At 55.0% G+C, this 22,672-nt stretch carries 16 protein-coding genes and 2 pseudogenes; 5 read left to right on the top strand and 13 right to left on the bottom strand.

Annotated features, from left to right (window positions below; translation table 11 throughout):
* Positions 1-74 precede the first annotated feature (74 nt).
* A complete protein-coding gene (locus tag EDC27_RS08240) occupies positions 75-734 on the top strand; it encodes an FAD-dependent oxidoreductase (protein ID WP_123290100.1) in 660 nt (219 codons plus the stop codon).
* Positions 735-836: 102 nt separating this feature from the next.
* Here EDC27_RS08240 and murI read toward each other — a convergent pair.
* The 7 genes and pseudogenes from murI to EDC27_RS08195 form a co-directional block, all read right to left on the bottom strand.
* Positions 837-1,567 (bottom strand): annotated as a pseudogene (murI, locus tag EDC27_RS16890) (glutamate racemase).
* 324 nt (positions 1,568-1,891) lie between these two features.
* Positions 1,892-3,049, bottom strand: coding sequence for an iron-containing alcohol dehydrogenase (locus EDC27_RS08230; RefSeq protein ID WP_170161698.1), 1,158 nt, complete (start codon positions 3,047-3,049; stop codon positions 1,892-1,894).
* 278 nt (positions 3,050-3,327) lie between these two features.
* A pseudogene (locus EDC27_RS16885) lies at positions 3,328-3,985 on the bottom strand (SIMPL domain-containing protein).
* 53 nt (positions 3,986-4,038) lie between these two features.
* Complete coding sequence (locus EDC27_RS08215; protein WP_123290097.1) at positions 4,039-4,869, bottom strand: DUF169 domain-containing protein; 831 nt, start codon at positions 4,867-4,869, stop codon at positions 4,039-4,041.
* 1,123 nt (positions 4,870-5,992) lie between these two features.
* Positions 5,993-6,412: a phosphate-starvation-inducible PsiE family protein gene (locus EDC27_RS08205; RefSeq protein WP_123290095.1), complete on the bottom strand. Its 420-nt coding sequence runs from the start codon at positions 6,410-6,412 to the stop codon at positions 5,993-5,995.
* Between the two features lie 1,035 nt (positions 6,413-7,447).
* Entirely contained in the window at positions 7,448-9,649 is a 2,202-nt protein-coding gene (locus EDC27_RS08200; RefSeq protein ID WP_123290094.1) for an amino acid permease, read from the bottom strand.
* A 224-nt stretch (positions 9,650-9,873) separates the two neighbouring features.
* A complete protein-coding gene (locus tag EDC27_RS08195; RefSeq protein WP_170161697.1) occupies positions 9,874-10,359 on the bottom strand; it encodes a tyrosine-type recombinase/integrase in 486 nt (161 codons plus the stop codon).
* Between the two features lie 465 nt (positions 10,360-10,824).
* Between EDC27_RS08195 and EDC27_RS08190 the strand changes: the two genes are divergently transcribed.
* Both EDC27_RS08190 and EDC27_RS16260 read left to right on the top strand, forming a co-directional pair.
* Entirely contained in the window at positions 10,825-11,463 is a 639-nt protein-coding gene (locus EDC27_RS08190) for a hypothetical protein (RefSeq protein WP_211334822.1), read from the top strand.
* Positions 11,435-11,758, top strand: a complete 324-nt coding sequence (locus EDC27_RS16260) for a hypothetical protein (protein WP_211334821.1) — start codon at positions 11,435-11,437, stop codon at positions 11,756-11,758. Before EDC27_RS08190 ends, EDC27_RS16260 begins: the two co-directional genes overlap by 29 nt.
* Position 11,759: 1 nt before the next feature.
* On the opposite strand, the gene EDC27_RS08185 is transcribed toward EDC27_RS16260, so the two are convergent.
* The 6 genes from EDC27_RS08185 to EDC27_RS08160 all read right to left on the bottom strand — a co-directional run bounded on the left by EDC27_RS08185 (position 11,760) and on the right by EDC27_RS08160 (position 20,068).
* The gene (locus EDC27_RS08185; RefSeq protein ID WP_123290093.1) at positions 11,760-14,453 is read right to left on the bottom strand and encodes a PAS domain S-box protein; all 2,694 of its coding nucleotides are present in this window, start codon (positions 14,451-14,453) and stop codon (positions 11,760-11,762) included.
* A gap of 30 nt (positions 14,454-14,483) precedes the next feature.
* Positions 14,484-14,822 (bottom strand): response regulator transcription factor, encoded by a 339-nt coding sequence (locus EDC27_RS08180; protein ID WP_170161696.1) that lies wholly within the window; start codon positions 14,820-14,822, stop codon positions 14,484-14,486.
* A gap of 26 nt (positions 14,823-14,848) precedes the next feature.
* Positions 14,849-16,306, bottom strand: coding sequence for an ATPase domain-containing protein (locus EDC27_RS08175; protein ID WP_123290091.1), 1,458 nt, complete (start codon positions 16,304-16,306; stop codon positions 14,849-14,851).
* Positions 16,307-17,572: 1,266 nt separating this feature from the next.
* Entirely contained in the window at positions 17,573-18,070 is a 498-nt protein-coding gene (locus EDC27_RS08170; RefSeq protein ID WP_123290090.1) for a YbaK/EbsC family protein, read from the bottom strand.
* A 12-nt stretch (positions 18,071-18,082) separates the two neighbouring features.
* Entirely contained in the window at positions 18,083-18,805 is a 723-nt protein-coding gene (gene pyrF, locus EDC27_RS08165) for an orotidine-5'-phosphate decarboxylase (RefSeq protein ID WP_123290089.1), read from the bottom strand.
* Positions 18,806-20,068: a glycosyltransferase family 4 protein gene (locus EDC27_RS08160; RefSeq protein WP_123290088.1), complete on the bottom strand. Its 1,263-nt coding sequence runs from the start codon at positions 20,066-20,068 to the stop codon at positions 18,806-18,808.
* Positions 20,069-20,145: 77 nt separating this feature from the next.
* Here EDC27_RS08160 and EDC27_RS08155 point away from each other — a divergent pair, with 77 nt between their 5' ends.
* Together EDC27_RS08155 and EDC27_RS08150 are read left to right on the top strand one after the other, a co-directional pair.
* Positions 20,146-21,822 carry a hypothetical protein gene (locus tag EDC27_RS08155; protein ID WP_123290087.1) on the top strand — a complete coding sequence of 559 codons (1,677 nt, stop codon included), beginning with the start codon at positions 20,146-20,148 and terminating at the stop codon, positions 21,820-21,822.
* Positions 21,819-22,667, top strand: a complete 849-nt coding sequence (locus EDC27_RS08150) for an HAD family hydrolase (RefSeq protein WP_123290086.1) — start codon at positions 21,819-21,821, stop codon at positions 22,665-22,667. Before EDC27_RS08155 ends, EDC27_RS08150 begins: the two co-directional genes overlap by 4 nt.
* Positions 22,668-22,672 lie beyond the last annotated feature (5 nt).

Below are 22,672 nucleotides of genomic sequence, written 5' to 3'. Positions count from 1 at the left end.
CGGCCATATAACCCCGATTCAGGCACTCAAAAATTGGCAACAAAAAAGACCTCAACTTTTTGTGAAATCGGTTCATGACTTTGCGGGACCTGACAGGTAAGGAACGCCAAGCGGCTCAGAAGGCCGGCGCGCAATTCCGCTGGCCGTGTTTCACCAAGGCCATCACGGACCGCGGTGTGGAACTGACCACGGGAGAAATCCTTGAGGCCGACACGGTCATCGTGGCCATCGGCGATCAGCCGGATCTGGAATTTCTGCCCAAGACCGTCCAGACTGAACGGGGCTTTATCAAGGTGGACGACGCTTATCAGACCAGCGATCCTCAGATCTTTGCCATCGGGGATGCCGTGCGCCTGGGCCTTTTGACCGATGCCATCGGCGCCGGACGAAAGGCGGCTCAGGCCATCGATGACCTTTTCCACGGACGCCGGCCAAAACAGGCCTTGCGCCCCATGATGGACCCTCGGCGCGTCAAGCTGGAATACTTCGATCCGCGGCGCCTGGCTTTTGACAGCCTGGATCAGTGCGCCGGAGAATGTGCTTCCTGCGGGTCCTGCAGGGACTGCGGCGTCTGCGTCGCCATCTGCCCTCAAGCGGCCATCAGCCGCGTGAGCGGCCAGAACGGCGACTTTGAAATGGTGGTGAACCCGGAACGGTGCATCGGGTGCGGCTTCTGTGCGGGGGCATGCCCCTGTGGCATCTGGAACCTGGTGGAAAACGACCCGTTGGAATAAACCATGGGGGGCTTACGCCCCCTACTTTTTGCCGAATGGACTCGGGCCTTTTCAAAGATCAGGCTTTATAGGCGGCGGGTTTTTGCATTCCTTGAACCTTTGTCACCACTTCACGACGCGCACACTGGACAGCGTGCGCCCCAGAAAACGTTCTCCGATGGTCTGAAACCGAAACGGCACATCCGTCACGTCATAGACATATTCCGGAGGTCGCTCTTCCGTCGCGGCAAGCCCCGACGATTGCAGCACTTCCGCCGTTTGATCCGCCATGGCCTCGGCCGAATCCACCAGGTGCACATGAGGCCCGGCCACGTCCTGCAACAGAGGCTTTAACAGAGGATAATGCGTGCAGCCTAGGACCATCGTATCGATGGGCTGGCAGAGCACGGGTTTGAAGTATTCCTGCGCCGTGAGGCGCGTGACCGGATGATCCAACCATCCTTCTTCCACCAGAGGCACAAAAAAAGGCACGCCTGTGAGAAGATGCGCACGGACGGGTCGTAGCGGTGAATGGACCGCGCATAGGCATTGCTGTTAATGGTCGCCGGGGTGCCGATGACCCTCACGTATCGAACCCGCGTGACACTGACGGCACATCGAGCTCCCGCATCAATGACGTCCAAAACGGCCACGGGGGACAGTTCCTCCACGATATGCCGGGCGACGGCGGCCATGGTGTTGCAGGCGATGATCAGGAGCTTGACGCCCTGCGTGAGAAGAAATTGGGTGATTTCTGCGGTGAACGCACAAATCGTTTCCACCGATTTGACCCCTTAGGGCACTCGGGCGGTATCCCCAAAGTAGACAATGCTCTCAAAGGGCAGCCGTTCCATGAGCGCTCGAACCACGGTAAGCCCTCCCACCCCCGAATCGAAAACGCCGATGGGCAGCTGCCGTACCGGCTCTGTCGTCACAACCCCTGTATCCTTTCTTGCCGGCACGTTCCAGAACGCCGCCAGCTTCATCACGTCCTGTCAAATCCTTTGATGGACTTTCCAGAGATCGCGCCGATTTTTCATCCCCGGTGCCCCGCTTCGAGGCACACCGCAGACGTTTTCGGCACCACCTCTAGGCCAATAAAAATAGAGCGTTCGACCCGGATTCTTCGAGTCGTTTTCGTGACGGTACACGAAGCTGGCCGAAAAGACTCCGCGGGCTCACAGCGCAGCTTTCAGGATCTGTTCCAGATCCGAGGCCGTCGCTCGACGCGGATTGGTCAACACCGTGGGATCCTCCATGGCCTGCTGCGCGATGGCCGGCATATCCTCTGCCTTAACATCGAGAAGGCCGAGACGATTCGGCACATCCAGATGCCGCTCAAAATCCCGCACAACCTCGATGGCCCTTTGCGCGCCTTCCAGCACGGATCGCGCAGCCAAGGGACCTCTCATTGCTTCTCCTACACGCATGAGCCGCTCCGCGCATTCCGCGGCATTATACTCCAAAACCCACGGCAGCAGCACGGCGTTGCAAAGGCCGTGTGGAAGATTGTAGAAACCACCCAGTTGATGGGCCATGGCATGCACGGCGCCGGCTCCCGCATTGTTGGTGGCGATGCCCGCAAGGTATTGGGCATAAGCCATGGCGGCACGGGCCGTCATGTCCGTGCCCCGGGCATAGGCTCTGGGAAGATATTCTGCAATGAGTTTCACAGCTTTCAGAGCACAGGCGTCGGAAAGGGGTGTGGCCATGCGGGAAAGATAAGCTTCCACGGCATGGGTGAGCGCGTCTATGCCGGTGTGCACCGTGACTGTCGGCGGCAAGCCGACCATCAGTTCCGGGTCGTTCACGGCAATGAGCGGCGTGAGTCGCCGATCCACGATCGTCAACTTGGTCCTTTTTTCCACATGGGTGATCACCGCAAATCGCGTGACGTCACTGCCCGTTCCCGCCGTGGTGTTCACGGCCACAAGAGGCGGCAAGGGATGCCTCAGCTTGTTGAGGCCCACATAGTCCCACACCGTGCCTTCATGGACGGCCATGAGCGCAATGGCTTTGGCGGCATCGTGGGCGCTTCCGCCTCCAAGGGAGAGAATCATGTCGCAGCCGTGTTCTTTGTACATCGCAACCCCTTGACGAACACAGGGTTCCGTGGGATTGGCCACCACCCCGTCAAAGACCACCACGTCCACCGCGGCGGTTTCCCGAAGCAGCTGTTCCATTTCGCTGGCGATGCCCGCCGCCATGAGGCCTGCATCGGTGCACAGCAACACACGCCGAGGGGAAAAGGCTCGAAGATGGGGCATCAGTTTTCGACGCGCGCCCGCCCCAAAAAGGCCTAGAGGTTGCGCAAAAAATTCAGCATACCGCTCCATGTTCACCATCGCCTCATTCCCAACCCCTTAACGTCGCAGTGCCGCCCGCCCACCGCAAGCCCACGCAACGCTCGCGTACCCTGTCGCGTCACGCCCGCGAAACGTGTTCCCGGCCCGACCGGGCGGCGGAAGTCCATAACATTTTCAAAATTCTGGATTCCCGCTTTCGCGAGAATGACGAAGTCCCTTAAGACCTTCATGAATTTCTGCCCGCTGAACCTGGGTCAAGCTCTCTGGGAATACTCCAAGGACATCAAAATTCCTTCCCGGTCGCACGGCTAGTCCGACAGATAGTATTCCACGGTGGACACCACGCGCACCCTTTTGATGTGCGGCGTGCTGCTGTCCCGATTTTCAATGCTGAACATGCCCTGGCTCGCCCTTCGAATGTTTCCCAACGTGCTTTTGGAATCGGCCGCGAATTTTTCGGCGACGGCTCGAGCGTTTCGCGTGGCTTCTTCGGTCATGATCGGCTTGAGTTCGTTCAGTTTGGTGAACAAGAACTCGGCCCTCTCATAGGAGCCACCACCCAGAGCAATGCCCTTTTTTCCCCAATTTCCCCACGCGGCTCTGCAGAGCCCTCACCGCATCGATGCGTCCCGTGTAGACCGTCACGATCTGCTGAGCCGTGTAGCGAAGGCTCGCTTGGGGTTGGGTTCCGTAACGCTGCGCGAACTTATCGGTCACCACCGGGGCTGCCATCGTGATTTCCGATTCCGAAAATCCCGCCTCTTGAAGAAATTCCACAATCTGTTTGGCGTTTTCTTCCATGGTGGCATAGAGCGCCCCCAGGTCGTTGTTGGCCGAGGCAAAGGATAGAGGCCACACGGCGATGTCCGCGGAAACTTCCCGTTCCGACAAGCCTTTGACAGAAACGAACCGGTCGAGCTTTTTGAACCGAATGAGGGAAAATCCCAGCGCCACACCTAGGAACATGAGGCCAAGGCAAATTCAGAAGCCCAGGATCAAGGCAGAGCTTTTATCGTTGTTCATGGCGCGCTCCCGTCGTCAAGGAGGCCCAAGCGTTGCGCCGTGTCTTTGTAGGGGGCAGGAAATTCAGGTTCGAAATTCTGGTAAAACGTCACGGGATATCGAGCGCCGATGGTTTTGCCGGCTTCCTTGAGCCCTGTGGCTAGGCGAGAAAGCCATTGGCCCGGAAAAGCCACCACCAGTTCGTCATCCTGGGTCATGGAAAAGATGCGGTCCCCCATGCCGGGAATGGACAGCCGTGGCGCATTCAAGGCGTGAGGAGCGTACAGGGTCTGGAGGCATTCCACCTTGCCGCCGAACGATCCGGTTACCGAAGCGCACGGCGCGCGCCCTTCGACGCCACCATCGCCGCAATAGGTCAGGGCCTGCACCAGCCGCATGGCCTGAGCAGGATTGCAGTAGACTGCCACCGTGTGCGGCTCATGAAGAGCTTTGGCCAGAGGGGTGAGCAAAATGCCGTGAACGGTTCCTTCCGGCACACAGGTCATGCCGGCAAACTGAGCGTCGGCGACCGCGGCGCTGGATGCAAAACCCACGGATTGCATGAGCTGCTTCATTTCCTCATCCCGGTTCGCCGCGCCGCTCATGCCCCAACCCAAAAGCGCCGGAACACAGATGATGTCTTCCTTTCTGAGTCCCACACTCCATCCGTACAGGCGCGCCATGGTGATGCCCTGGCAGATGGTCACCCGTTTTTTTAAAAAGGCTTTGGGACGGCGCGTCTTTTCTGGAAAATCCTCACCGTCGGCAAGAAAGCGCACCGCCAAGGGAAGGCTTCTGGGCTTGATCGCCTCCTGAATCGTGGTCTGCATCGCTGCGTAATCCACCATGGTTTGTCCTCCTTTTTTAGGGTTGAGTTACAAAACGCCTCGTCACCGGGACCGGAGGTTGGGGAAGAAGTTCCACGACGTCAGGAAAAGGTCAGGGAAAATCTTCGCCGAGCCCTAAAGAACCATGTGCCGTATTTATGCGTGCGGCCATGAATTCTGGTCCAGGCATATCTCGGGGCCCTCGCTGCGCGCCACCACATCGGTATGAATGAAAGCCGCCATTTTCCATAAGCCGGGATCCTTGTGCAGCCGCGCACACAGCCATCGCGAGTCATTTTCTCCCTATGCTTACTCCCAGGCCCAGGACTCGTAAAGCTTCACCCAGTCCACGAAAAACCGGCTGGGCCGGTCGTGTCAATACATTTGTGCAACATTTGTAACCCCCTTTGCGCTTCGAAAGCGCCTCAAGTGGATTGGACCAGCAATAAGCGCCCGATTTGGTCCGCAAAAGGGGGATGTGTGATGGAAGCAAATCGGGGTGATCGAGCGGTTCATGAAGCCGCTTCAAGAGGCGTGCATCCGGCCTAAACGGAATTCATCCTTTCATGAGGCCAAGGGGATCATCGAGGGCCGAATCCAAGAAAACAACCCCGAGAGGCCCTACTACGAGTTGGGTATGGGAGTCCGGTTGCGTAGAGCTATGAACTCGCCGCTTAGGTGGCAAGACGAACCATGGTGGATCTGCCAGTTTTTGCTTAGGGACCGCCCCAGTGAAGGCATGGGCCGGAGCGGAACGGCCTGGACAACCCGAAGGGCTTGCCGGCTCTGGGTCTGGTATAGAGGAAAAAAGACAAAGTCTTAAAAGAGGAGGCCTTCTCGTCAGGGCAACCGCCAAAACCGCTTTTCGCTCATTAGGCTCAAAGCCGGTTTTCAAGGCCTGGAGCGAAGGCTGAAGGGTCAGCACGCGTTGCTCTTCATACGGACAAACGAGAGAAGAGTAGCGCGTTGACCATAACGCACATATTCTTCGTGATGCTTAGGAGTCAGTAGTTCCGGTAGATACTTGATTCTTCATTTAAGAACACATTCCTTATCCAGTTGTTTATTGCGGCGTCTATAGCAGACGTCTCTACTGTTATGCATAGTAACTGAGAGCATACACTTTTTTACATTGTTTTTATACTCATTTTATTTGTTGTTTTGGCCTTTTTGCCCTCACAAAAGCATATCCAATTGTCAGTGCAATCGTAATTGCGGCTATCCCGATGAGGCTCATACTGTCAACAGTTTTCATGTCGAGTATGATGATTTTCCTTGAAATGGCAATAATTGCCACAGATAGCACGACTTCATGATGCTGTTGTCCAGGAGTACTGTATGTTTTCATTATTGTTTCGAGTAATTCTATACCTATAATGACAAGCATAAATAGCCCGAAAAGTTCCAGTAGTTCTTCAATATCAAGAATGAAATAGGGTGGCTTACTAATGTCTTTAAGAATTGTCCATCCCAAGTCGATTGTACACAGAGCTAAGACAATGGCCATCATGACCATAACGACTTGTATCATGATCTGTTCGTATTTTTTTAATAGGGACAGCATTTTCTTATAAGACTCCTTTTTTGCATAACATAGATTATGTGTCATGACGTAAGATGCCTTGTTCCCATTATTTCTGAGAACCCCATATTTTATTATCCTGAAATGTCCGCCACAATATTCACCTGATTATCCGTCATGACGCATCGTCAATAGCAATAGATGGACTTTATCGTCATACGGCAATAACGGCGGCGTGATGGGGGTGGCGGGCATAAAGGGTTGTCCGACGCCCGTTGCCGCGCAGCCGAGCGTACTTGTTGTTTGCAGAGGTCTGCCCCGGCAAAAACACGGCTCCAGGATGCGAGTTCCTGACTGCGCCTGAAAAATGCCTTTGCACGAGGGCAGCTGAAGGCCAAGCTACGGAACGCGGTTCTTGTAGTGCTTTGCTTGCCGCCACGAAAAGTACGCGGATCAATGTGTGTCATGTTTCCGTATCTGTTTTGTGTGGTTAAGATGGTTTCGTCGCGAACGCTCTTCGCAATGACCCGAAAGTCAACTTCTCGCCATGACAAAAAGTCCGTCATGGCGAGCGAAGCCATCTTATTGGTTGCACGATCTATCCTTGTTCGTTATGTTCTGTTGCTTAGAAGCTTTCTAAATCTTGCATTCACATTCAGCCTAAGACCCATGAAAAGTGCCCTAACTTCAAAAATATGCTCAACGGGCGTCACGAGCCTACCATTCTTGCCAGAATCAAGCTCGGCCAGCCATTTTCGGCCGTGAAAATTTAGCTTCACGTCTAAGTCTTCAGGCCCACCAAAAGAACAGACATCAGCCGCATCAACCAAGCCATCCTCGCACAGCTCTTTTACAAAAAAACGTCCATATCGCTTGAGTCATCGACTCGCCGCACCACCCCCCCCCCGACCAATAAGGGTGCGCAATCGATTCGCGTGTTCTTTCATAACCTTCCTGAAACATAACGCTCCGCATAACCGGCGGACAATGGAGCCCAGCGGAATTGCCGGTCCAAGTAAAGGCGGTTGTTGACCAGCAAGCACGTTGCCGGTCCACAAAAAAAGCAACGATTTCCTTTCAAGCCTCCATGGACACATCTCCCGCATTATAAACAAAAATGACATCTCCAGGCAATTCTACCGTTCGTTTTATATTAGTTATAAGGTTTATGTCATCTTCACCGTTTCCAAGCCTTAATCCGCTGAAAAGCAAGGCAGAGGGATGCATGTGTGTCCGCACGGCTTCGAATGGATCCTCGGCCGGCACGATAAAAATGTCGGCTTCAATGCGGCCTTTGGCGAGCATTTCAGATATCTCCTTTTTGATGTTGTCAACATCAGCTTTGAACGGGACGGGGCGAATAATTCGAATCGAATGATCTCGCCATTCACGGTTTTTCTTGAGCATAAAAGACAGCAGCAGCATCAATTCGACATTTTGAGCTGAATCCCACCAGATATTGATAAATCCCTCGGGTATGTGAGTTTTCTCACCTTCCTGCTCCGTAGCCACGATAATGAGGCTGCGCTCCATTTCTTTGATCGTGGCTATCGTCTCCCAGAAGTCCTCAGCCTTTTCTGGGTCGTCGCTCCATTCAAGCATGATTGTGTTAGGCTTTATTCTGCCGATTCCATGGCACTGAATAAGGGCTTTGACAGCGGCATGCAGATCTTCTTCGACAATGGCAACGGGAAAGGCGGGAAGCTGTTCCTTAAGAATGAACTTGCGCAAAATATTTTCCGCTTCATGCCGTCGTTTATGAAGCTGCTCCACATCCCCTTTGATGATGTGACCCAGCATCACAATACCGCTGTCCGCGGTAAACCAGCGGGCGTATTCCACCAGATGCAAACGGCTGGACGCGCTGCCGGCGAGGGCGAGAATTGAAGGCCTCCAATTCTTCGAGTGATAATGCTCACGCTCCAGACGCAACAGAGCACTGCGCGCAATCTGGAAGGCAATACCGCCATGAATATCGCCCCACTTCACGTTAATTTCCGAACGCGTAATAAAAAAGTAAAAAAGCCCCCCTAGAACTAAAGCCACTGAAGCCCAGAGAGCGTTGATGAAAAACATGACGCTGACGCAACCAATGACGCCAATGATGGCTATGGACCAATGGTTAAAGCGGAACGTGGGCCGGAAGCTGGGATTGTGTGAACGCCCTTCGTAAAAACAAGCCAAATTGACCGTGGCATAGGTCATCAAAAAGAACATGGTGATAACAGGAGCAATGGTGTCGAGATCCCCTGCCACAATACCGATCTGCGCAATTAAGAATGTCAGCACGACAGCGCGCCGGGGTTCCCCGGATGCTCCGCTGCCTTGACCAAACCAGCGGAGCCTTTTGAAAATGTTGTCACGGGCAAAAGCTTGAAGAATACGCGGCGCGCCCATCATGCTGCCCAAAGCCGAGGAGAGCGTGGCACAAAACACGCCGGCGTAAACGAGAGTCGGCGAAAAAGCATAATCCTTCATAACGAATCCTTCGCCGAGCAGCTCCGCCCGAGGGACAACCGCAGCAAACACCACGATCAAGGCAGCATAAATAAGCCCCGAAACGCCAATGGCGGCAAATGTTCCGCGGGGAATTGAGCGGGCCGGGTCCTTCAAGTCACCAGACATGTTGACCCCGGCCATGATGCCCGTAACAGCCGGAAAAAAAAGCGCAAAAACCGCAAAAAACGAAAATTGTGGCGACCACTGTGGTGCTAAATTACTGCTGAGGTTCTCGAAAGAAAAGCCTTTACCCGCTCCTATAAAAAAAGACAGAACAGACAAGATCAAGATGCCGAGAATGCCGTACTGAAGTCTAATCGTCCAACCAGCACCGATATAGACACTGACAAAAACAACAATATTGGTGAGTGTGGCAAAGGCTCTGAAGGAAAGCTCTAGATTGGGAAAAGCGGAAAAAACGGCTTCTGTAAAACCAGCCACATAAAGTGCGACCGCAACAGCTTGCGCAATGAAGAAAAAGGTGGCGATGACGCTACCAAACTCCACGCCGAGACTGCGGCTGATCAAATAGTAGGGGCCGCCGCCCTTGACACGCATGTTGGTGGCTATGGAAGCGACGGATAGGCCTGTGATCAAAGAGATTGCCTTGGCGATGAATAGAATCAAGAGCGCATTCCATGCACCGGCATATCCTACGACTGTTGAAAAACGCAGGAACATGATGACGCCAAGAATCGTCAGTAGACTTGGCGTAAAAACGCCGCCAAAGGTGCCAAACTTTTTCGGCTGTAGTTCATTTCTGGTTTTTTTGCCATTCATATCACTTTTGCCAACAGTGGTTATATGATTTTCTCATAACATTTTTGGGTCACGACATCGCAGTATAACACCCCGCCTGCATTTCTCTCGCAACACCCGCGTTTGTAAAAGATTAGACCATGTTTTGCACAGAACACGAGGGGGGATATGGTTTGTATATAAGACACCATCGCTCCTCCTCTACGAATTGCCCGCCGGATTTTGGACCCTTTGGGCGCCCCGGTTCAGGACATGGGTGTGTGCATCATCGCGGTCTTGACGTCCTTGTGACCGAGAAGTTCCTGAACGGTCCTGCTGCCGTCACCGCTTTCTATGAGCTGCGTGGCGAAGGAAGAACGCAATGTGTGGCAGGTGACCCGCTTCGCCAGGTCGGCCATTTTCACCGCGCCAATGATCGCCTTCTGGATGAGTGATTCGTGAACGCGATGGTGTCCTTCTTCGCACGTCTTTGGCTTCTTCCTGCCCAAAGACCCATTGCCGGCGCCATTCCCGCGGCGCGTTGAGGTATTTAGAGCCGAGGGCGTCTGGCAGGAGGAGGTGGCCCCAACCGTCGGCCAGGTCGCCCTCGTGATTTCTTTGACGGTTTTAAAAAGCATTTGCAATGGGACTTTGAGCGACTTGGGGAGCCTGGTGATGCGGTCTTTCGCCCCCTTGCCGCTGCGCATCATCGAGGCCATGAGCCACCTATGGCCGAACAGGTTCGTCAGCATGGCTTTCATTTCATCGTGGGTTATAACGACAGGAAGTCGCTTGGGCTTCCAGGCGCGGACGACTTCCCCCGGCCACCCCCTTCCCGACCGAGGACGTGACGATCAACAAACGATCTTTCTTTCAAACACGTCCACTCGCACGTCAAATCATCTTGATTCACCTACCACAGGCAGGCTGACTTTATCAAATGCTGACCTCGGGGTTTCCGTGTCACCTGAAATCCGGCGCACTTTATCGAAGACTACCGGCCGTCCCGTTCTTCCTTCGACGGGGTCTTCTCGGAGATTGCCGAGGCCGACGAGGACCCACCCCTCGTCGTCTGCCGCACAGCCGCTTTGGTCCGCCTCCACCCTGCCCGCTCAAAGTCGCCGTCACTCTCCGAGACATCGCTGCGGCCCCCGGTAAGTCACCGCGGATCGCTCCCCGCAACTCACGGAGAGCGCAGCACACAGGGCGGGAGATTGATGGAACGGCTCGCCATAGATGCGGCGCTGACGCTCGATCCCGACACGCTCAGGACCGAGGCCATGGGTGTCGTATCGGCGGGCGCCCCCCAGTTCAGCTTCGCGCTCTGCCGCCCCGGGACCAACAAGAATGGCCATCACTTCACCGCCGAGGATTTGTCCAGTCGGTCCATGATGGCCGCGAACAAGAAGGTCGATCTGCAACGCTCGCAGGAGTTCAACGACATCGTCGTCGCCGACTACCTGAAGGACGATCACGGCGGCCTCGTGGAATGTGTCGCCGGGCTGCACGTCTGCGAGCCCCCGCTGGCCTACAAGCTGATGAAGCGCGGGGTCATTTCCCAGATCTTTATGGTATGCGATGATCACGACGGCCAAGGCACGGTCTGGCGCAACCGCTTCCAGAACAAGGCCGACTGCTGCACCCACCCATGCACATTCAAGGGCCGTGATGTGGGCGACCCACCCGTTTTCGACATTCCTGCACGGCGTCACTTTCACCGGACTGGAACTGCTCGACCGCAAAGGCGCGGACGGGAACACCAGGATTCTTCGATTGGCGTCCCATGTGAGCCAGCCCGACCAATCCCAACCCGAAGGAAATTCCACAATGGAAAACAAAAACAAACCCACCGATGAACCGGCCGTCGAAGCGGCCAAGAAGAAACCAGCCCAGCAGGAAGGCGATACCTTTCGCGTTGCCGACCTAGAAAACGAAAACCGGCACCTTCAAGCCCAGGTCGCCGAGCTGCAGAAGAAGGCCGGTGGCGACATGGCCGAGTCGGTCAAGAAAAGGGCTTCCGACGAGTCCAAACAAAAGCTCATTCTGAAGCAGAAAACAACCATCGAAGGCGCCGCCGGGGCCGTGGTCGTTGCCGACACGCTGCACGGCTACAAGGACAGAAACGAAACGGGAACAGTTTCAAAAGATTAGCTTAGATCTTTTGGCTATGCTCCAGGGCCGCCCTGACCTTGACGGCCAGCTCTCTAGCTGAGAATGGTTTCTGTATGAATTGAATGCCCGTGGTCAGAACACCACGTTGAGCTATGATGTCAGCGGTGTATCCGGACATGTAGAGACATTTGATCTTCGGGCAAATCGTCAGCAGTTGCTGCGCCAGTTCGCGGCCATTCATTTCGGGCATGATGACGTCGGTCATCAACAGTGAAAGTTCGGTGGCATGGGTTCTCGCTTTTTGCAAGGCATCTGAAGGGGTCTCCGCTTTCAATACCTTATAGTTGATGCTGGTTAGAAGTTCTTCAACATATGCCAGGATCGATGCATCATCTTCAACCACCAATATCGTTTCACCCTTGCCCTCAGGTATTTTTTCTGCATCGGCAGGACGGTTTTCCGTGATGTCACCGGTGGCCCGGGGAAAATAGATCTTGAACGTCGTCCCGTGACCCGGCTCACTGTACACATTGATGAAACCGTCATTCTGCTTGACAATACCATAGACCGTGGCAAGGCCCAATCCCGTTCCCTTACCGACACCCTTGGTGGTGAAAAACGGTTCAAAAATATTTTCCAGTGTCGCAGCATCCATGCCGCAGCCGTCATCACTGACGGCCAAAAAGACAAAATCCCCAGGTGAGAAGCCCGCATGCCTATTGCAATAGTCCTGGTCGAAGCTCACATTTCCCGTTTCAATGGTAATTTTCCCCACGTCGGCGATGGCGTCGCGGGCATTGACACACAGATTAGCAAGAATCTGATCAACTTGAGATGGATCCATTTTCACAGGCCAGAGATGGACACCCGGTCGCCATGTCAGCTCGATGTCCTCGCCGATGAGTTTGCGCAAGATTTTCAGCATGCTTTCAACGGTAACATTCAGATCCAACACCTTAGGCGCAATGATTTCCTTTCTTGCAAAGGTCAATAACTTCCGAGTTATGTCCCTGGAGCGTTCAGCCGCCGCATAGATCTTGTTAAGATCGTCACGCAACGGGTCTCCCGGTTTGACCTTTCTAAGAGCCAGCTCGGTGAACCCGAGGATAACGCTGAGGATATTGTTGTAGTCGTGGGCCACTCCGCCGGCAAGGCGACCTATAGACTCCATTTTTTGGGCTTGATGCAGTTGAGCTTCCAGTTCCTGGCGCTGCTTTTCCGATTTTATTCTTTCCGAAATATCCCTCACGAAAACCAGTGCACCGTCATGCCCCTCATAATGCATTGGGACGGCGGAGGCTTCGATATCCACAGCCGTTCCGTCCTTATGCAAAACGGTTACATGGTGCATGGGAACGGGGATCTTGTCCCGGTTGAGGAGCTGAATTTGTTCACGAATGAACTCCCGGCAATCGGGATGAAAATAGTCGACGATGGGCATCCCCAATAGTTCACCGGCTTCCCTGCCACCAAAAATCCGGGTCGCTGCGCGATTAAGGTACGCGAATCGCCCTTGGGTCTGGACGAAAACGCCGTCCGGTGCGTTTTCCACAAGCAATCTGAAGCGTGCTTCGCTGGCAAGACGGGCCTGTTCGGCGGCCTTGCGTTCTGTGACGTCGAATACGAGCGAATAAAGAAGAACGCGGCCCGATACGTGAATCGGCCCGCTGTAGACCTCCACATCCCGCACGGTGCCGTCCGCCAAGCGATGCCGGAACTCAAAATGATGGCGCTGCTGGGTCTTGGCCCGATTCATTTCTTCGTGTATTTGTTCAGGCGACAAGGTATTAATGTCAGCGATGTTCATACGGGTGATTTGGTCCTTCGACCAGCCATAATAGCTGCAGGCTGCGGGATTTGCGTCCACAATGGCCCCGTCGCCGGGATCAATGAGCAGCATCACCGCATGATTGTTCTTAAACAGGCTGCGGAATCGGCTCTCGCTTTCCATGAGCGCTCTTTCCGTCCGCTTCCGTTCGGTGATGTCTTCCATGGTCGCCATGATACCCACGATGCCACCTTGGGAATCACGGATCGGCGCTCCTGAAAGACTGCACTCCAGGAAAGAGCCGTCTTTGCGTTGTCGAACCAGCTCCATGCCGGAAATCGATTCGCCTTCCAGAATGCGCCGCATCAACGATTGAAATTCGGATTGTTTTTCCGCGGGCACAATGGGCAAAGGCTTGCCGATCACCTCTCGGGCCTGCCAGCCGAACATGGCTTCCGCCGCCGGATTCCAGGACAGGACATTTCCCTTTTTATCCAGGGAGTATGTGGCCAGCGGCGAACAGGCCACGATGGCCTTTTGCAGTTCCTCGCTTTCAGAGAGCGCCCGCCGGGACCGCTGTAACTCTGCGTCCTGCACCGCTCTCAGTTCCAGGGAAAGGCGCCTGGCGCGTAGCAGCACCTCGATACGGGCGTGCAGCTCACCTTTCTCGATGGGGGTGGATATGACGTCATCGATGATCTGCCAAATCCTCGATGTCAGCATGCCAATATCTTGTTTGGCGGTCACCAGCAATATCGGCAGGAAAACCCCTTTTTCAGATTCTCTACGTACCTGGAGGCTGTCTCTTAGTCTCTTGAGATAGATACCGTCCAGCAGGCACAGATCAAAGGCGGTGTTGAGCACGTCGATGTGATCAGAGGCAACGATGTGATATTTGTCGGCCAGATAGTCTTCCAGCAGCTGCCTGTCACGGTCCTTGCTTATTAAAAGGAGGATGGTCTCCATATTATCTTTCCCCCTTGATGGAAAAGCTATTCACGCTTGCATGAAGCCATGAATCATGTCGGCAAGTTCACGCATTCCCAGCGGTTTTACCAATACGGCTTGCGCGCCGTGGGAAAAGCTCATTTTTCGGATGGCCGCGCTCTGTTTGGGCGAGATGACCAGCAAGGGAATACCCTGTCCATGGAGCCTAGCGCATCGCTGCCAGACGCCTTGGTCAAATCCCGTGACATCGACCAGCGCAATCTTTATATTTAGTCGATGATCCAAGATGTCGTCCACCGCGTCGAGGTCATCGGCCCGCACCGCCTCATACCCCATCCGCTGAACAAACGCCGACAGCAGCTCCTGGTTTCGCGGGTTGGCGCCCACGATTAACAGTTTTTTCGCATCAGGTGTTATTTTTCTTCCTCCCCTTTCACCCAGTTCGGCACACCGGTCAGAATGCCGCGCAAACGGCGCAAAGGCGGGCCCACCTTGACACCCGAACCGGTGATCTCGAATTCCCGCAGGGTCTTTTCAAAGTCGCTCAACCGTTTTTTGAGAACGCCGATGGCCTTGCGCAGCTCGCCTGCCATCTCCAGGTACCGCAAAATCACGATATTGTCCGCAAGATAGCTGATACCCAACTCTGTTGGTTTGAAATCACCGGTAATGGCTTCCACCTCATTGATCAGGAACACGGTGACGCCCATGTTGCTGAGATATTTACACAGGGCATGGAGATGACTGACCAGGTCTCCACCCCGCAACGACAGCCTGTAGCCCGAAAGACTGTCGATCATCACAATCCTGGCGTTCTTTTCTTCCACTTCCCGGCGGACCATCCAGGCAAATTCGTTGGAGGTATACCGCAGCGGCTCCACTTGGACGACGGAAAGGGTGCCTTTTTCCAGCATGCTGCGAACCGGAATCTTGACCGCCTCGGATCGGTGAATCAGGGGTTCCAGGCTCTCTTCAAAGGAATACATCACGGAACGCTCGCCTCTGCGGGCCGCTTCCTTCATGAACAGGATTCCCAGCGTGGTTTTTCCGACGCCGCTCGGTCCGGTGATGATGGAAATCGTGCCGCGCTCCACACCCCCGTGCATCAGCGCGTCCAGTTCCGGAATTTCGGTGGAAATGGCTTCCGCTAGGAACTCCCGGCCGTGTTCTTCCGGTATCAAGCGGGGGAAAACCGCCATGCCTCGGCTGGTCAACACCATGGAATGTTTGCCGCCCTTGAAGCTTGATCCCCGGAATTTTCTTATGCTCACACTGCGGCCGCCCTCTTCGCAGTCAAGCTCAATTATGCCGTCGGCCATGAACTGCAAATCATCGTCCGGATGGTCAGGGCTGTACTCCGAGGTAAAGACCACGGTGGCCCCCTGCTGGGTCAGGAACTGAAGGAACGACAATACCTGTTTGCGGAACTGGAACACATCGGAAGACAGGTAACGAAACTGGGTCAGGGAATCAATAAACACCCGCACGGGATGAATTCGTTCGACGGCTTCGGTGATCGTCTCGGTGAGCGGTTCACGTTCCACTTCGGCCGGCGCGAAAATATCATAGGTCTGCACCCGGCAAAAATATTCGGGACCGGGGCTTATGTCGAGAAAATCAATCCCTGACAGATCCAGTCCCACCGCCGCGGCATTTTTGCGCAGAGACGTCTCCCATTCCTCCAGGGTGATAAACAGGGCTCTTTCCCCTTGAGCCGCACCTGCAACCAGAAAATGGAGCCCAAGGGTGGTTTTGCCGGTTCCGGGCCCGCCGTGCAACAGGTAGGCGCGTCCAGGCAAAAGCCCGCCCGCCAATATTTCATCCAGCCCCTTTATACCTGTGGAAAGGCGATTTTCAGTGGTTTGCTGCATTGCATGTCTCCCCTGCAGGATTGATTGTTTGGTCAAGGGTCAGGACCCGCTTGTTTCCGGCATGACCATTGAATCAGCACCTCTATGGGAAAACGCCCATGCTTCCCCACCTCACCCAGAAATGTTTCCCCGTCGAGTCATCCGCCTGATGGTTTCGACATGTGCCATGAGAAGTTCTTCGATTTCGCTGGCAGTTAAAACGACCAATTCTGTTTTCAGCTCTGTTTCGGCATTTCTTGTTCGAGCCCCATCAGCCGGGCATGTGTGGATTTTCACACACCCGATGGGGGCTTGACTTCAATTCAGTTCTGTTGAGTTTATTGCACAAGGGAAACAAGTATCAAGTGTTTTCAGATCAAAAACCCATTCGTATGACCACCGCATTAGAGCAACACATCGCCAGTGCTTCCGGCAGATAAACGAGAGAAGCGAGACTTTGAGTCACCGCGGAACGCTCCTCTCGTCGGGACCTCAGGCGTTCCTTTGGCTATTCCCGCCGTTTCCGCCTTCGTGCTCGTGGAGGGACCACTATCGCCTCGTTTGCGGCCTTCCCCATTCTCCTACCGGGTCGGCACCCTGAAGGGAGGGTCTTTGAAGGCTCCATATCCATCCAGCAGGTACCCCTGTCCACGCTTCACCTTCGCCCTCGCGAACATTGGCGCATGACTCGAGGCCATTGTGGAGGGCTTGCCCTTCGACGTATGACTCTTTCATACACCCCACCTCACCGGTTTCGCCGGCGCAAAGAAGAACAGCCGTGATCGAGACCGAAAATTTACAGTTCCACCCCCCTGACGTATGACCTCTTCGCAAAGATCCAGACCGCCGGAAAACGTCGTCTCCTATGCCACACCGACCTGACCGGCGGCGCGGAACCGAAACCGAAAAAGCCCACGGCAAGCTAGGACGCCGGAACCGATGAGGCCAAGGTTGCCGGCACGTGGAGGAAATAACCTTGCCGTGCTATCTATTCCAGTGGATTTACGCCCGGGAAACGGACTTCAGTGCCGATCTACCTCGTTTGAGGCGACCAACGCGTCATCCCGAAGGTATGGAAATCCGGGATTGTGCTGCTGATGAAGACACCTTGATCGCGTCTTTGAAAGCGTCCAAGGCGGCACGCCGTTGCGGGCTACCCGGAACCGGTGTGAGGGTTCCTGAGCGACCCCGCTCTGGGAAAGAATTCCCAGAATGACCCACACACAAAGCCCCGGTATACCGAGGCGTTTTAGAATTCCCCCTCTTGGACGGGGTGTGTGCAACGGGTTAGTGTTTGCGGAAATCCTTGTCGTTGTCCTCTGGAGCATCCGAAACAGCGGCTTCCATGCCGCCGGTGATCGTCAAAAGATGATCCACGGTGATGGGCACGGCGGAATGGTCATTGCCCGCGGCTGCGTAGACGCGCGGAAACCGACGCATGGACGTATCGATAAGGACGGTGACGGAGGAAGGCAAAAGAAACGGGCAGACACCTCCTGGAGCGTACCCTGTGTGGCGCACCACCTCATCTTCGCCCGGCAAGCGCACCTTACCCTTCAGGCCGACAGCTTGCTTCAGGCGGGAACCCTTGATGCGGCGGTCTCCGCAGGTGACCACCACCACGGGTTGATCTCCCACCAGAAAGAGAATGGTCTTGGCGATTTCCGCCACCGTGCATCCCACGGCTTTGGCCGCCGCCTCCGACGTGGGAGTGGGCTGGTCAAATTCCCAGACTTCTATGCCGTGCTGGGCCAAAAACGCTTTCACGTCCAAAATGGTGGGCATGGGTCGTCTTTCCTATTCGTCGGCTAAAATCCGCGCACGTTCCCTAAGTCCCTTTTCAATCTGCTCCAAAATCTCTTCCACCAACCGTTCCGGGTGCGCCGCATTCCGAATGGGACGTCCCACCACAATGTGATCCGCACCCGAAGCGAAGGCCTGGCGCGGGTCCACGGTTCTTTTTTGATCATCCACGTTGGCCACCGGACGAATACCGGGCACCACCAATAAAAGACCGTCCTTCACTTCACGGCGCACGCGGGGAATTTCCAGGCCCGAAGAAATAAGCCCGTCGCAGCCCAGGGCCAAAGCTCTTCTCGCCCTGGACAGCACCAAATCCTCCACGGTGCAGTGAAAGCCCAGGTCATGAAGATCGCCCTGATCCAGGCTGGTCAAGGCGGTGACGGCCAAAATCTTTACGGGCCCTTTGGCGTCCACGGCGGCTTTGAGCATGGCGTCGTTACCGTGCACCGTTGTCAGCGCCACGTGCCGCTTGGCGATCTGCGCCGTGGCGCGCCGCACCGTCTCAGGCACATCGAATAATTTCAGGTCCAAAAAGACCTTGGCGCCCCGGTTCTGTATCCATTCCACGATGGGAAAACCGCCCGCGAGGAACAGTTCAAAACCTACCTTGAAAAAGCGTACCTGATCCTCCAGCCGTTCCACCCAGGCCTTGGCATCTTCAGGCGACGGCAGATCCAAAGCGAAAATAAGGCGTTCGCGCAAAGGTACAGAATCCATTTAGACCCCCAGGCCGAAGAAGTTCATGAGCAGAAAGTTCAACCGACGCCGAAGCACTTCGTAAGAAAAATGGCTCTTGGCCAAAGCGTAATTGTGTTCCACCATGGCTTCTCGCCGCTCCGCGAACTGCAGAACCTCGCGGATCTTGGCGATGAGCCGACGGCTCACATACCCGTCCATGATCAAAAGATCAAAGCCCAAGGGTTCGATGTCTCGCACAAAGGTGGCGTAGCGGTTCACCACCAGAGGCTTTCGAAAATAAATGGCTTCCAGAAAGGCGTTCCCAAACCCTTCATAGAGGCTCGGGTAGGTAATGAGTTCCGCGTGGGGATAAATATCCCACAGGGTGATGGGGTTCTCGGGTGATTTCACCTCCACCCAGGGATCCACCACATGAGTGCCCAAAAAATACAAGGACACGCCGTGTTCTTGAGCCTGAGCCTGTAACCAGGCGGCATAATCCGCATCGCCTTCCCCGGCCTGGTGCGTGATGAGCAGCTGGTAACCCATGTCCTTGAGCGCCGCGGTAATCTCCACGGCGTGTTCGATGCCTTTGCGCCGAATGATGCGGGTGGGCTGCACAATGAGTTTGCCTTCGAAATCCAGGCCGATCATGCCGCGCAGCCGGTTCGCCTTTTCCGCGTTGGGCTGAGGCGGATGCTCAAAATCCAGCACGTTGGGAATGATAATCGAAGACACCCCTCTTCGATGGGCCAAGGCTTCGTGGGCCGCCGAACTGATGACCACGTGCTGAATGGTGGGCAAGACCGGCGGAAAAGCCATGTAAAGAAAATCTTGCACACAGTTAACCGCACAGCGGCTCTGTTCCCAATAAAATTCGTGGTGATGAGCAATGGTGGGAATTTTCCTTTCGGCAATGAGCTCGGTTAAAGCCAAGGCGAGGGGAATGTGCATGGGACTGGCCAAGGCGTTTTCCACAATGAGCAGTTGAATGTCAAAGGTTTGAAGAAAGTCGACAAGTTTTTCCTTGAGCACCGCTCGGTAGTCGTGAATCCTTTGAGTCAACTCATGGGAACGCATCTCACGGCCAAAGGCCTTGGCCTGAATCTTCTGGTTTTCCGGATGCAAAAAATGCGCCTCCGACACCACCATGGCGTGGGAAGGGTCCCGATGCACCTCACCGCCCCACCAGAAACATTCATGCCCGGCTTCCTTCAAGATATCCGACCACTTGCCTGCTTCCATGGTGACACCGTCGGCGCCCGTAAATCGTGTGGACACGAACCCGATATGAATAGCCATGAAAAACTCCCCCCGAGAGGTTGCAACATTAAGCGAATTGTGCACATACTTGAAACAAAAAGCAAGGACGGCTCAAAATGACAGATCCTCAAAACCTGGTGCTCTTTCATTATCATCTGCTTCGGGGCGGCGTGCGCACAGCCCTGCTCAGAAGCTTGCAATGCCTGTCCCAGCAAGGATGGCTCGCTGAGCGCAGACTGGTGCTCAGCGTCGGGCGCTTGGACGGTGTACGAAGTTTTGCGCGCACCATTAAAACATGGGTTTCTGATGTAGAAGTGATTGTGGACGAGCGTCTAGATTATCGAGACGCACCCTGGCCTGACGAAAAAGCCTTTAGAAAGGACGTCACGGCGCTGCGCGACACCATGTTGACCTGGGGCGGTGAATCGGCCCTTTTTTGGCTGCACAACCCCACCTTAGGCAAGAATCCTGCGGTGACCGCCGCGTGGAAAGAAGCGGCTGAAAAAGCCTGGACGGAAGGCCTTCCACATCGCTTTCTTTATCACATTCACGACTTTCCTGAATGCGGGCGTGTGGAAAACATGGTTCGGCTCCACCGCTGTTGGCAAGACGGAGGTCTTACGGATTTTTATCCCACTTCGCCCAACACGGCTTACGCGGTGCTTAACACCACAGACAGACAGAGGTTGCTCTCCTGCGGGCTTTCTCCTCAGCGCGTCTTCTGGCTTCCCAATGTGGTCATTCCTTCCGGCGAATTTTCGCCCGTCCTGACGCCTGCTAGAAAGCAGGCCGTGGCTTCCGCCTTACGCCGGTATGCTTTTGAACAGGACTATGTCTTTGATCCGGGGCGACCGCAATGGCTTTTGCCCGTGCGGTTGATTCGTCGAAAGAATGTGCTGGAAGCCCTATTCCTCGCCGTCATTCACCCCCAAAAGCCGCAGGTGCTCATCACGTTGGACGCCACATCGGCGCAGGAAAAACCCTACGCGGAAGCCGTCAAAAAATGTGCCCGTGCAAATCGGCTGCCCAGTGTCATCGGGTTTGGAACCGAACTCGTGGGCACCGCCTTTTCCTTTGAAGAGCTTATGGCGTGGAGCGACGCCGTGATGACCACATCCTTGATGGAGGGCTTCGGTTTTGCCTTTCTGGAGGGGCCTCTGCTGGGGCGGCCTCTGATTGGGCGCAACCTTGCTGATGTCACCGCCGATTTTGCCAAAGTCGGCTTTCCCACGGAGCCGCTTTACGACGCGCTGCCTGTTCCACTGGACGCCTCGCATCGTTCCCGATTGCAAACCCAAGGCCTTCGCTTCGCCGAAGGTTACCGGCACATGGTTCCGACTCTTTCCAAGGACGATATGGACCAATTTGTGTCACGGCTGGAGGTCCTTTACGGCCAACCCACTGTGGACTTTGGCTTGCTGGATTGGGCTGCACAAAGGGACCTTCTGAAGATGGCGGTGGAAGGGGCTTTAAAGGAAAATTTTCAACACGTTTTGACACCCGTTCGGGTGAACGAGGCGACCCTGGCTTCCTTTTTTGCCCAATTCGGCCCCACGGCCCATGCCCATCGCCTGAAGACGGCGTTTGAAAGGCTCTGGAGACAGCCGGGCTTGAACGCTTCGTACCATCGGGGCGAAAACGAAAAGGCCGGCCAAACGGAAAAGCACCCGAAAAGCGACGTGAAAACACACCCCTTCACCACTACAGACCGATGCCCAGATCTGGGCCCATGCGTGGCGAGGCTTTTTTTTGACCCTCTATATCAAAGACCTTTGTTTGGAGGTTGGCGATGAAGCGGTGGCGGGCATGGCTAAAAGCCCATGTGTCACAGACGCCGTACCCGACGCCGGAATGCGGTTCTGTGCCACACTTCGACCCCACGCCTCGAGTCATTTTATTCGACGTCTACGGCACGCTGTTGGCCGCACGCCATGGAGATCTGGAAGATCAGGTGCGGCGTCGCCTGGCTCAAGAAAGTTTCGTTAAGACGGCGCTGTTTTTCGGCTACTCGGAAGAAGTTGGCAACACGTGGGCCGAAAATTTCTATCAAGCCATCGCCAAAGAACATGAACACGGCCGCTCATTGGGCATCAGCAGACCGGAAGTTCTCGTGGAACACATCTGGAAAACGCTGCTGGAAAACGTTGCCGACCCCCCGGACCCGCCCCCCCATCCCATGGATGTGGCCATGTACCGGGAACTTGTGGCCAATCCCGTCTCTCCCTTTGAAGGGGCTGTGGAAACTCTCAGAACCCTGCACGGCCAGGGTTTCCTTCTGGGATTGGCGTCCAATGCCCAGTTTTACACGCGACCCATTTTGGAGTATGCTTTGGGCACCCCGTTGCATGCCGTTTTTGATGAGCGGTGGACGTTTTTTTCCTACGAACTGGGTTTTGCTAAGCCGGACCCTCATTTCTTTCGCCTCATCGCCACGCGTGCTCGGCGCTTCGGTCTCGACCCTGAGGTCGTGCTCATGGTGGGCAACGACCCGGTCAACGACATGGAAGCCGCTCAAATCCACGGCCTGCAAACGGTGCTGTTCATGCCCGGTGTCACGGCTCACTTACAGGATTTTCCGTGGAATGGGCCTCGCACGATGCGGTTTGACGCCCTGGTGCAGGCACTGGGGAAAGAATGATCTGT

Source organism: Desulfosoma caldarium, assembly GCF_003751385.1.
Lineage (GTDB): Bacteria > Desulfobacterota > Syntrophobacteria > Syntrophobacterales > DSM-9756 > Desulfosoma > Desulfosoma caldarium.
Note: the sequence above shows the minus strand (reverse complement) of the source record. Positions and strands in the feature narration are given on the sequence as shown.